At 56.3% G+C, this 13,625-nt stretch carries 3 protein-coding genes; all 3 read right to left on the bottom strand.

Annotated features, from left to right (window positions below; all coding sequences use genetic code 11):
• Positions 1–55: 55 nt before the first annotated feature.
• The gene (locus tag CBW22_RS09510; protein ID WP_088516532.1) at positions 56–10,225 is read right to left on the bottom strand and encodes an Ig-like domain-containing protein; all 10,170 of its coding nucleotides are present in this window, start codon (positions 10,223–10,225) and stop codon (positions 56–58) included.
• A 506-nt stretch (positions 10,226–10,731) separates the two neighbouring features.
• Entirely contained in the window at positions 10,732–11,481 is a 750-nt protein-coding gene (gene rsmJ, locus CBW22_RS09505; protein ID WP_021508104.1) for a 16S rRNA (guanine(1516)-N(2))-methyltransferase RsmJ, read from the bottom strand.
• A gap of 8 nt (positions 11,482–11,489) precedes the next feature.
• Positions 11,490–13,532: an oligopeptidase A gene (gene prlC, locus CBW22_RS09500; protein ID WP_059012341.1), complete on the bottom strand. Its 2,043-nt coding sequence runs from the start codon at positions 13,530–13,532 to the stop codon at positions 11,490–11,492.
• Between the last annotated feature and the right edge of the window lie 93 nt (positions 13,533–13,625).

Here is a 13,625-nt window from a genome sequence, read left to right as displayed (position 1 = left end):
CAAACGGGCACCCGATTAATATTGATGGTTAACAGGTTAAACAAGCCACGGCTGATTAATGATTATCCAGTTCGACTTTTACCCCCTGCTGCACCAGCAATTCGCCTTCCACTCCGCTGTGTCGATAAACATCGTAAACCTGACCGCCCTGAGTAATCGTGCCGGCAACCTGCGACCAGTCACCGATATCGGTGCCGTCTTTAAGAAGATCAGAAAGCTTAATAATATGTGAATCATCTCCTTTGATAATTACATTTTCAAACTCATAGCCTAAATCATTCTGATTTAAAATTTCAACAATACAATTACCAATGCTCTGCTTTTCAATTTCAGCCAGGATATTCATATCGAAAACATCGCCATCTCCTGATTGAGAAAAGCTGATATCTTCAATTATCGAAACGGCATCTTCACTCAGAATAGAGCTATCCACTAAGAACTCATCAGTATTATTCAAGCTATTTACTGAATTAGTATTTGTGCCATTCCCCCACCATAAGTTGTCAATTTGCAGGCCATAAGGATCATTAACAGTTAATATAACATGACCAATTAATTCTCCATCTGGTGCATTAAGAGAAGCATCACGCCAAGTGTAGTCGCTATCGGGATATGTAGTTGAACTTTGACCTTTAACAGTCCGTGATCCTAATAGCTGACCTTCAAGATTATAGAAATCCAGGGTGTATCCTCCGCCATTAAATACTGACCCCGACAGGCCGAACTTATCAGTTGGGCCTACATCAATCTTAACCTTCCCTCCTTCACCAATAAGCAAGAATTTATTTGTACCGTAGTGGTATATTCCTGGAGTACCTGTCGCATTGCCAATGCTATAGACGTGATAATTAATAACACCGATTTTATAATCCTGACCATTATAAAAAGGCGTATCATTTCGACTTTGATAATCCTCTCTACCAGAATTGATGTCAGGCATAATATTAACCATCCAATTACTGGATTTGGAACTTATATTCCCTGCTCTATCGCTTGCCTGAGCATTAAAATAATGATCACCATTGCTCAGCGCTGGCGACGGCGTAAACACCCATTTACCATCCGCCCCCGCCGTCACTGAGCCCAGTTTGGTGGTGCCATCATAAATGGTCACCACACTGCCCGCTTCCGCCTTGCCCGACAGTGTCGGCGTGGTGTCATCGGTTTTACCGCCGTTAGCCACATTACCGGTTTTGCTGCCGGCGTTGTCATACACCGTATCGATGGTCGGCGTGCTGATGACCGTATCGACGGTGATGTCCCACGCCACAGCCTCACCGCTGCTGTTGCCAGCGGCATCGCTGGCTTTGGCGCTGATGTGGTGCAGTCCGTCAGACAGATCGCTGAGCGGGACAAAACTCCAGTTGCCGCTGGCGTTGGCGCGGGTGCTCCCCATGGCGATGCCATCAATGTATACCGTCACCAGGCTGTTAGCCTCGGCGGTGCCGTTGATGGTTGGCCGCTTGTCGTCGGTAACGCCATTTTTATCGATATTGCCCTTAATGCTGCCGACATCATCTTCAATGGTGACTATTACCGGTGCGTTCGGCGCTACGGTATCCACGGTAATGTTCCATGTCGGCGTCTGGCCGCTGGTGTTACCGGCGGCATCGGTGGCGGTGGCAGTAATGCGGTGCAGACCGTCCGCCAGATCGCTGTCCGGGGTAAAGCTCCAGTTGCCGCTGGCATCGGTGCGCGCCGTACCGGCAGGCGTACCGTCAATGTATACGGTAACGGTGCTGTTGGCCTCGGCGGTGCCGCTGATGGTCGGACGTTTGTCATCGGTTATGCCGTTGTTCAGCACATCACCGGTGAGGCTGCCGGCGTCATCGTAGACGCGAACAATCGACGGCAGGTTCGGTGCCACGGTATCGACGGTGATCGACCACACTGGCGTCGGCGCGCTGATGTTACCGGCCGCGTCGGTGGCGGTGGCGATGATCTCGTGCCTGCCGTCAGCCAGATCGCGCGTCAGCGTGTGTTGCCAGTTACCGCTGGCGTCAGCCTTCACCGAGCCCATCAGCACGCCGCTAACGTAAATTGTTACCACGCTATTGGCCTCTGCAGTACCATTCAGCGTTGGCCGTTTATCGTCGGTCACGCCGTCGCGCTTAATCTCACCGGTCACGCTGCCAACGTTATCGATGATGCTGGTGATCACCACCGGATTCGGCGCCTGGGTATCAACAATCACCGGCCAGACGTCAGACGGTGCCGAGCTGTTGCCCACCGGATCGGTCATCACCACGGTAAAGTTGTGCGTGCCGTCATTGAGTGGTGTGGTCGGGGTAAAGCTCCAGCGCCCGTCGTTGCCAACGGTGGCTTCACCAATCGGCGTACCGTTATCAATGATGGTGACTTTATCACCTGGCGTACCGCGACCGGCCAGGGTTGGCGTGGTGTCATCGGTGTAACCGCCTTTGCCAATTGGCCCCTGAAGGGTGCCGACGTCATCGCTGACGGAGTCAATCACGCCTTTATTCGGTGCAGTAATATCAATCAGCAGATCGAACTGGCTGGTTGGCTCACTTTCGCCGTGTGCTTCCGTGGTCGCCGTCACGGTCAGAGCGTGCGGACCTTCGCTGAGCGGCGTGCCCGGCGTGAAGTTCCACTGGCCCTGCGCGTTAGCGCTTACCTGACCAATCAGCTTGCCGTTGTCATAAATTTTCACCAGTGCGTTCGGCGTCGCGGTGCCGTACAGCGTTGGCGTGGTGTCATCGGTGGCCTGGCCGGAACTCAGGTCGCCTTTGACACTGCCAGCGTTGTCTTCCACGCGGGTCAGCGCCACCACTACCGCAGAAGTGTCGACGGTAAAGTCAATAGCACCGCCAATCGGACCTTTGTTGCCGGCGGCATCGATCGGCTGCGCGGTGAAGCTGTGCTTGCCATCTGTCAGCGGCGTGCCTGGAGTAAACGTCCAGTTACCGCTGTTGTCGGCGACCACACTGCCCAGCTCGATGCCGTTGTCGCGCACGATGACTGTCGCACCCGGCTCGGTTTTACCGCTAAAGGTCGGCGTGGCGTCGTCGGTGGTATCACCGCTGCGAATCGGCCCCTGTACCTGGCCGACATCATCGTTCAGCAGCGGATCGATGATGTTGCCTGGCGCGGTGGTGTCCACTTCAATCGGATAGACGCCGGTTTCCGGGCTGACGTTGCCGGCCGCATTGGTGGAAGTCGCGGTGATATTATGCAGGCCGTCAGGCAGATCGCTGGCTGGCGTATAACTCCAGTTACCGCTGGCGTCTGCCACCACTGAGCCCAGCTTAATACCGTCTGCGTACAGCGTGACGAGGCTGCCCGGCTGAGCGGTACCGTTAATGGTTGGTCGCGCATCGTCGGTGACACTTCCCTTCTGCACGACGCCCTGAATGTCCCCCACGTTATCCATTACGCTGGTAATGGCCGGCGCATTTGGCACACCGCCGCTGATCAGGCCAAACTCAAATTTGTCTGACGGCTCACTGACGTTGCCGGCGGCATCTACCGCTTCCACTGTCAGCGCATGGGCGCCGTTGGCCAGCGGTAACAGCGGCTCGAAGCTCCAGTTTCCTTTGCTGTCGGTGCGGGCAGAGCCAATCAGCACGCCATTGTCATAGATTTTTACCAGGCTGTTGGCCTCGGCGGTACCGCGTACCGTCGGCGTAGCATCATCGGTGGTGTCGCCAGCAGCGATTGGGCCACGGCGATCGCCCTGATCGTCGAACACTTCCGTGATCGCCGGCTTATTCGGTGCCTGTGTATCCACAATCACCACATACGGATCCGACGGTTTGCTGCTGTTGCCGGCCGGATCGGTGATCACGGTTTCAAATTTGTGCTCACCGTCGTTAAGCGGGGTTTCCGGCGTGAAGGTCCACTTGCCGCTGTCGTCGATCACCGCACTGCCGATGGTTTCACCGTTATCAATAATGGTTACCACGTCGCCCGGCTTGCCGCCGCCAATCAGCGTTGGCGTGGTGTCGTCAGTCGCGCCGCCGTTATCAACCGTGCCCTGTTCCGCACCCACGTCATCACGGACATCCTCAATACCCGCGTTGTTCGGTGCCGTGATATCGATGGTGATATCGAAGGCAGCGGTGGCCTCACTCTCGCCATGTGCTGGCGTAGTCGCAGTGGCCGTCAGGCTGTGCGGCCCTTCGCTCAGCGCAACGTCTGGCGTAAAGCTCCAGCTGCCGTCTTTGGCTGCCACCGTGCTGCCAATCAGCTGGCCATTGTCGTAAATTTTCACCAGCGCGTTGCCGGTTGCGGTGCCTTTCAGGGTCGGCGTGGTGTCATCCGTGACCTGACCGGATGAGAGATTACCGGTAATGCTGCCCGCATCGTCAATCACCTGAGTGATGGCAATCACCACTTTAGAGGTGTCGACGGTGAAGTCGATGGCATCACTCTCCGGTCCTTTGTTTCCGGCCTTGTCCACCGGCTGAGCGGTAAAGCTGTGGTCGCCTTCCGCCAGCGGCTGATCCGGCGTGAAGCTCCAGTTACCGTCTTTATCGGCTACCGCGCTGCCCAGTTCTTTACCGTTGTCGCGCACGATTACCGTGGCGCCCGGCTCGGTTTTACCGCTGAAGGTTGGCGTCGCATCGTCGGTGATGTCGCCGCTGTTAATCGGGCCCTGCACCAGGCCTACGTCGTCAATCAGCTGATTGCCTTTGCTGGCTTCTGGCGCGGAGGTGTCGATTTCAATCGGATAGACACCGGTTTCCGGACTGATATTACCGGCCGCGTTGGTGGCGGTGGCGGTGATGTTACGCACGCCGTCCGCCAGATCGCTGTCTGGCGTAAATGACCAGTTACCGGCGGCATCGGCCAGCGTGCTGCCCACGGTTTTGCCGTCAACCAACAGCGTAACGATGCTGCCCGGCTGGGCGGTACCGTTGATGGTCGGACGCGCATCGTCGGTCAGGCCACCTTTCTGAATTGCACCCTGAATATCACCCACGTTATCTGTCACGCCAGTGATGGCCGGTGCCGTTGGCTTACCGCCGGCTGCCAGCGAGAAGTCAAACTTGTCTGATGGCTCGCTGACGTTGCCCGCCGCGTCGGTAGCCTCCACGGTCAGTGAGTGCGCACCGTTGACCAGCGGTTTGCCCGGCTCAAAGCGCCAGTTGCCCTGCGCATCTGCGCGCACGCTGCCGATCAGTTCACCGTTGTCGTAAATCTTCACCAGACTGTTGGCTTCCGCGGTGCCTTTCACGGTCGGGATGCTGTCGTCGGTGGTATCACCCGATTTCAGCGCACCGGTGCGATCGCCCTGGTCATCAAACACTTCGGTAATGGCTGGCTTGTTTGGTGCCTGCGTATCGACAATTACCACATACGGGTCCGACGGTTTGCTGCTGTTGCCGGCCGGATCGGTGATCACGGTTTTAAATTTGTGCTCACCGTCGTTGAGCGGGGTTTCCGGCGTGAAGGTCCACTTGCCGCTGTCGTCGATTACCGCACTGCCGATGGTTTCACCGTTATCGATAATGGTCACCACGTCGCCCGGTTCACCTTCGCCCACCAGCGTTGGCGTGGTGTCATCAGTCAGTCCACCGTTGTCGACCGGGCCCTGCACCGCGCCCACGTCATCCAGTACCGTATCAATACCGCCCACTGCTGGCGGGGTTAAATCGATGGTGAGATCAAAAACTGACGACTCAGCGCTGGTACCGGCAGCGTTAGTCGCGGTGGCCGTAAAGTGATGTTCACCTTCCGCCAGCGCAACATCTGGCGTAAAGCTCCACTCGCCTTTGTAGTTGGCTTTTACCGAACCGATGAGCGTACCGTTGTCATAGATGTGAATCAGCGCGTCTGGCGTCGCCGAACCGTTGAGAGTTGGCGTAGTATCATCGCTGACCGCACCGCTGGTCAGGTTACCCGTGACAGCACCTGCATCGTCAAAGACGTTATTGATGCTCACCAGCACCGCAGAGGTATCGACTATGAAATCAACTGGCTGGCTTTCCGTGCCTTTATTACCCGCTTTATCAACCGGCTGCGCAGTGAAGCTGTGATCGCCATCCGCCAGTGGCTGGTCCGGCGTAAAGCGCCAGTTGCCGTCTTTATCAGCGATAGCGCTGCCAATTGGCTGGCCGTTGTCACGGATAATGATGGTCGCACCCGGTTCGGTTACACCGCTGAAGGTTGGCTGCGCGTCATCCGTGGTGTCACCGCTGTTGATCGGCCCCTGAATCGCTCCGACATCATCCGTCAGCTGGTTGTCACTGCTGGCATCTGGCGCGGTGGTATCGATGACAATCGGATAGAGGCCAGTTGACGGACTGATATTACCGGCCGCGTTGGTCGCGGTGGCACTCAGATTGCGCAGGCCCTCGACCAGATCGCTGTCCGGCGTGAATGACCATTTGCCTGCCGCATCGGTCAGGGTGGTTCCCAGCGCTTTGCCATCGGCATACACAGTGATCACGCTGCCCGGCTGTGCGGTACCGTTAATGGTTGGACGAACATCATCGGTCACGCCGCCTTTTTCGATGGTGCCCTGCACATCGCCAACATCATCCATCACGCCGGTGATGGCCGGTGCAGTCGGTGCGCCGCCGGCATCCAGCATGAAGTCAAAGTTGTCGGATGGTTCGCTGACGTTACCGGCCGCATCGACCGCTTCCGCAATGAGTGAATGCGCGCCGTTCAGCAGCGGTCGGGTTGGGGTGATTTCCCATTGACCTTCAGCATTCGTGACAGCTGAACCCACCAGATTACCATTGTCATACAGGTTAACCAGGCTACCGGGCTCCGCTTCGCCGCGCACGGTCGGCTGAGCGTCATCCGTCACCTCACCTGGGTTGAGCGCGCCCTGCTTATCACCCTGATTGTCATAAACTTCTTTGATTACTGGTTTTTCTGGCGCCTGCGTATCTACGATGATGGTGTAATCGTCAGACGGTGCGGAGTCATTACCTGCCGGGTCTGTCACGATAATGCCAATATTGTGCTCGCCGTCTTGCAGCGGCTCTTCCGGCGTAAATTCCCATTTGCCATCGTCACCTATCACGGTGCTGCCGATAGGATTACCGTTGTCAATGATGGTCACTACGTCACCAGGCGTGCCGCCACCACCGATGGTCGGCTGCGTGTCGTCGGTTGATCCGCCGTTTTCGATTGGCCCGGTTACGTTACCGATATCGTCAATGATATCGCCGATTTCCGGTTTCGCGGGTGGCGTGGTATCTACGATAACGGTGTAGGGATCGGACGGTTCGCTGGTGTTACCCGCCGGATCGGTGATTACGGTTTCAAACTCGTGCTCACCGTCGTTGAGTGGCGTTTCTGGCGTGAATTCCCACTTGCCGTCATCACCGATGACGGTGCTGCCGATGGTTTCGCCGTTATCAATAATGGTCACCACATCGCCCGGCGTACCACCACCGATGAGTGTTGGTGTGCTGTCATCGGTAACGCCGCCGCTTTCAACGGGTCCCTGAACGCTGCCTACATCATCCTGCACCTCGTCAATGCCGTCATTGCCTGGGGCAGTGATATCAATGATCAGATCGAACGGCGCGGTCGGTGCGCTGACGCCATTGGCTTCGGTCGTCGCCGTGGCGGTAAAGCTGTGTTCGCCTTCATTCAGCGGCTCCGCTGGTGTAAATGACCACTCGCCTTTGTAATTTGCCAGCGCGGAGCCAATCAGCTCACCATTGTCATAAATATGGATCAGCGCACCTGGCGTCGCGGAGCCATTAATGGTTGGCGTGGCATCGTTGGTAACGCCGCCTTTCTGCACGTATCCTGGCTCACCTACATCGTCATAGACGTTGATAATCGTCACTTCAACACCGGAGGTATCGACGATAAAGTCGACTGGCGCACTTTCTTCGCCTTTGTTACCCGCGTTATCTACCGGTTGCGCAGTAAAGCTGTGATCGCCTTCGGCCAGCGGTTGTTCCGGGGTGAATGTCCAGTTACCGTCTTTGTCCGCGACAACGCGGCCAATTTCTTCACCGTTATCACGGATGATCACTACAGCGCCCGGCTCAGTTTTACCGTCAAAGGTAGGTGTGGCGTCATCTGTGGTATCACCACTGTTAATCGGACCCTGAATCGCGCCGACATCATCAGTCAGGGTGTTATCACCGCTATTTTCCGGCGGGGTAGTATCAATGATGATGGGATAAACGCCGGTCTGCGGACTAATGTTGCCCGCCGCATCGGTAGCAGTAGCGGATAGCTGATGTTCACCTTCCGCCAGGTCCACTTCCGGTGTAAAGCGCCAGCGGCCGTTTTCATCGGCAGTGGTGGTGCCCAGCAGTACGTCACCGTCATAGACAGAAACGGTGTAACCTGGCTGTGCCGTGCCATGCACGGTTGGGCGGGTGTCATCGGTGACACCGTTTTTCGCGACGTTGCCCTGAATATCTCCCACGTCGTCAAGCACACCAATAATTGCCGGCGCGCTTGGCACACCACCGGTGATCAGCGTGAAATCAAAGCTGTCAGACGGTTCACTGACGTTACCCGCTGCGTCCGTTGCTTCTGCCGTGAGAGAGTGTCCGCCGTTGCTGAGCGGTTTGTTCGGGGTAAATTCCCAGTTACCAGCGGCGTCTGCACGTGCGGAGCCAATCAGCACGCCATTGTCATACAGGTTAACAATGCTGCCAGCTTCAGCCTCGCCTTTTATGGTCGGGAGCGCATCATCGGTCGTATCGCCCGGCTGCAGTTCACCCTGCTGTTCACCCTGATTGTCGATAACCGCAACAATGCGTGGCTTATCCGGTGCCTGGGTATCGACAATAATGGTGTAATCATCTGAAGGTGCAGACTCGTTGCCAACCGGATCGGTGATAATGATACCGATGTTATGCTCACCGTCTTCCAGAGGTTCTTCCGGCGTAAACTCCCATTTGCCGTCATCGCCCACGACAGTGCTGCCAATCGGCTTGCCGTCGTCAATGATGGTTACCACGTCGCCCGGCGTGCCGCCGCCGCCGATGGTAGGTGTGCTGTCGTCGGTACTGCCGCCGTTGTCTACCGGTCCGACGATGCTACCCACGTTGTCAGTGACTTCACCAATGCCCGGATTTTCCGGCGCTTGCGTATCGATAATAATGATGTGAGGAGCGGAAGGCAGGCCGATGTTACCGGCACGATCGGCAGCCACCACGGTAAAAGTATGCTCGCCATCAGCCAGTGCCGTTGCAGGGGTGAAAGTCCAGTTGCCGTTGGCATCGGTCAGTGCTTCACCGATTTTTTCACCGTTGTCGTAGATCGATACGGTACTGTACGGTTCCGCTTTGCCGGAGAGGGTCGGCGTATTGTCATCGGTGGCTTCGCCATTGCCAATCAATCCGGTGAGGGAACCGTGGTCGTCGAATACGCTGTCCAGCGTAGCCTGCGCCGGCGCTTTAAGATCGATAATGAGTTCAAACGGTTCGGACGGCTGGCTGGTGTTGCCTTTGCTGTCGCGTTCAATCACCGTAAAGCTATGGTCGCCTTCGGCTAATGGCGTGCCTGGCGTAAATGTCCAGTTACCGTCCTGATCGACAATGGCTTCACCAATTTTTGTACCGTTATCCCAGATCTCAACAGTATTACCAGGATTAGTGCCGGTGCCGCTCAGGGTTGGCGTCGCGTCATCGGTATAGTCGCCGCTGGCTAGCGGTCCCTGAATGGCGCCCACGTTATCCGTCACCGCATCAATGGTTGCGCCTCGCGTGAATACCGGATCAGGCAGATTCCCGCCTTCACCCTCACCTGACTTACCGTGATCTTTTTTATGATTGTGATAAATGATGCCTGCCGCTGCACCAATCGCGCTAAGTAAACCCAGACCCAACAGCATCGGATTAATCAGGCCATTTTCGGCAATCAGCAGATTATCCAGCCCCGGAACGGATTCTGAACCAAGCACCAGCGCCGAATAATCGCCGTCAGCAAGCGCTGCAGCTTCGTGATCATCACGCGCATCAGAGGCGATGTATTCATGGAAAGCGTTATCTTCTGCTTTACCAACCAACTGACCAGGGTAGACAAAAAAATCCTCAATGATGAGGTCGGGTTTATCCAGATCGCCATCCTCCAGGATAACCCAGAGACTTTTGCCTACGCGCTTGACGGTGATGTTTTCAGGTGCAACACCCTTCTCACCTTCAGCAAGGATATATTTCCCATTGGCAATGGCTTTGATTTTTACTGGTTTTCCATTTTTACCGTTGCGAAGCACCTGCGCTTCGACAACCGTTTTTTTGTCTACAACGGCGACATTAACGGGGATGGCGTTCATAATTTATTTAGTCCATGTATTTTAATAGTCACGCTAAACAACCAGGTTAGCGTTGAGAAATTTCCCGGATGAGAGAGCACAATGAAAGCTCCATCCTTAACGCGGAAATAATATCAACAAGGACCGCACTTTCTTATTGAGACATGTCGCAAAACAAATCCAGATAAAAAATATAAATAATCAATTTAATCAATAACTTAAATAAAATATAAGATTAATCTCTTAGGGGAAAATTCTTATATAGCCGGATGTTTATCAGTAATTTCACCCTTAAAATTAAAAAACACAAAAATAGCAACACCGATGTCAAAAAAATCAATGGAAATATAATTGATGGGTTAGCATAAGTCTGGAAGGAGTGAATTGCCGGGCGGAAGACAGTAAAGATATGAGTTTTAACCAGTTAACTTATGGCTATGCACAATCCACGCTATGCATCGTCATGATATGAAATTATATGGCTTGCAGCGACGCGATGATTCACGCCGCTAAGCTATCGTGACTACTTACGACAACGGCGGATAAATATCGAAACGGTGGCTTTTGGTCACCACTGCGGATTGGGTGGCGACGCCAGCCAGCGGCGGTGCGTAATCCGGGCGCTTCACCACGATGCGCTTCTTCGCCAGACGGCGCGCTGGTTCGAGCAGCGCATCGGCATCCTCATCCGGCCCCACCAGCGACTGAAACACCCGCATCTCCTTCTTCACCAGCGCGCTTTTCTGCCGGTGCGGATACATCGGATCGAGATACACCACGTCCGGTGCCGGCGTGATATCACTCAGCGCCTGCTGGCTGACCACATGCAGCAGCGTCAGGCGCTCGCGCAGCCAGCCGCCGATCTCCGCATCTTCATAACCACGCCGCAAACCATCTTCCAGCAGCGCCGCGACCACCGGATGACGCTCCAGCATACGCACGCGACAGCCCAGCGCGGCCAGCACAAAGGCATCGCGCCCCAGTCCTGCCGTCGCATCCACCACGTCGGGCAGGTAATCCCCTTTGATGCCCACCGCTTTCGCCACAGCTTCGCCGCGTCCGCCGCCAAATTTGCGCCGGTGCGCCATCGCGCCGGAAACGAAATCGACAAAGATGCCGCCAAGCTTTGGCTCGTCCACTTTACGCAGCTCCAGATGCTGCGCTGTCAGCACCAGCGCCAGCGTGGCGCTGTCGTCCTGCTCCAGCCCCCAGCGCTGCGCCAAATGTAATAAGGCGCCGTCTCCGGCGCCTGTTTCATCCACTAAACCGATCTTCACAAGCAGGCTTATCCCTGAATTCCGTAGTGTTCCAGCATCGCATCCAGCTGCGGTTCACGGCCGCGGAAGCGTTTGAACAGTTCCATCGGCTCTTCGGAACCGCCGCGCGTCAGAATGTTGTCGAGGAACGACTGACCGGTCTGACGGTTGAAGATGCCCTCTTCTTCGAAGCGCGAATAGGCATCGGCAGCCAGCACGTCGGCCCACAGATAGCTGTAGTAACCCGCCGCGTAGCCACCGGCAAACACGTGGCTGAAGGCGTGCGGGAAGCGGCCCCACTCCGGACTCGGCACCACGGCAACCTGTTTTTTCACTTCACGCAGGGTTTCGAGGATTTGCGCGCCCTGCGCCGGATCAAACTCGGTATGCAGACGGAAATCGAACAGGCCGAACTCCAGCTGACGCAGAATGAACAGCGCCGCCTGATAGTTCTTCGCCGCCAGCATTTTATCCAGCAGCGCTTTCGGCAGCGGCTCACCGGTTTCGTAATGGCCGGAGATGAACGCCAGCGCTTCCGGCTCCCAGCACCAGTTTTCCATAAACTGGCTCGGCAGCTCGACCGCATCCCACGGCACGCCGTTGATGCCAGACACGCCCGGCGCTTCGATGCGCGTCAGCATGTGGTGCAGGCCGTGGCCGAACTCGTGGAACAGCGTGGTCACTTCATCGTGAGTGAACAGCGCCGGTTTGCCCTGGACCGGACGGTTGAAGTTACAGGTCAGGTACGCCACCGGCTTCTGCAGGCTGCCATCGGCTTTACGCATCTGCCCGACGCAGTCATCCATCCACGCGCCGCCGCGCTTGTGCTCGCGCGCGTAAAGGTCGAGGTAGAAGCTGCCACGCAGCTCGCCGCTCTCGTCGAACAGGTCGAAGAAACGCACGTCCGGATGGTAAACATCCACATCGGTACGCTCTTTGGCGGTGATGCCATAAATACGCTTCACCACTTCAAACAGACCGTTCACCGCGCGTGATTCCGGGAAGTACGGACGCAGCTGTTCGTCGCTGATGGTGTACAGATGCTGCTTCTGCTTCTCGCCGTAATAGGTGAGATCCCACGGATTCATGTCATCCACGCCAAACTCTTTTTTGGCGAAGGCACGCAGTTGCGCCAGCTCTTTTTCACCCTGCGGGCGCGCGCGTCTGGCGAGGTCGTTCAGGAAGTCGATCACCTGAGACGGACTTTCCGCCATTTTGGTCGCCAGCGATTTGTCGGCGAACGAGTCAAAGCCCAGCAGCTCAGCCAGCTCGTGGCGCAGTGCCAGCTCTTCCGCCATGATTGGGCCATTGTCCCATTTACCGGCGTTCGGGCCCTGATCGGAGGCACGGGTGGAATAGGCGCGATACATCTCTTCACGCAGCGCGGCGTTGTCACAATAGGTCATCACCGGCAGATAGCTTGGGATATCAAGTGTCAGCAGCCAGCCTTCCTGCTGTTTGGCTTCCGCCTGCGCTTTGGCCGCGGCCAGTGCGCTCTCCGGCATGCCCGCCAGCTCGGCTTCGTCGGTGATCAGTTTGCTCCAGCCCATGGTGGCGTCCAGCACATTGTTGCTGTAAGCCGATCCCAGTTCGGAGAGGCGCGCGGCGATCTCGCCATAGCGTTTCTGTTTCTGTTTATCGAGGCCGATACCGGACAGCTCAAAGTCGCGCAGGCTGTTATCCACCGCTTTCTTCTGCGCGGTATCCAGCTGTGCGTAGCTCTCGCCCTCACGCAGGTTGCGATACGCCTGATACAGACCTTCGTGCTGGCCCACCCAGGTGCTGTATTCGGACAGCAGCGGCAGCGTCTGCTCGTAGGCTTCGCGCAGTTCCGGGCTGTTTTTTACCGAGTTAAGATGGCTGACCGGCGAGAAGATACGGCCCAGGCGATCGTCCACTTCCGCCAGCGGCTGGACTAAATTTTCCCAGGTGTAAGGCGCGCCCTGCGCCACTACGCGCTCCACCGCTGCGCGACAGTCGTTCAGCGCTTCAGTTACAGCGGGAACCACGTGCTCAGGTTTGATGGCGGAAAAAGGCGGTAGCGTAAAAGGCGTGAGTAACGGATTGGTCATAAGCGCAGTCCTTTCATCATGGAGTGGGGCCGCGCGCAGGGGCGCGACGCAATTTTACTAACATGCGGCCAGACGAGGGGAAAATCAATGCCA

The sequence above is a fragment of the Pantoea sp. VS1 genome (genome assembly GCF_002207995.1).
Lineage (GTDB): Bacteria > Pseudomonadota > Gammaproteobacteria > Enterobacterales > Enterobacteriaceae > Pantoea > Pantoea dispersa.
This window is presented reverse-complemented; position numbering and strand designations above follow the sequence as displayed.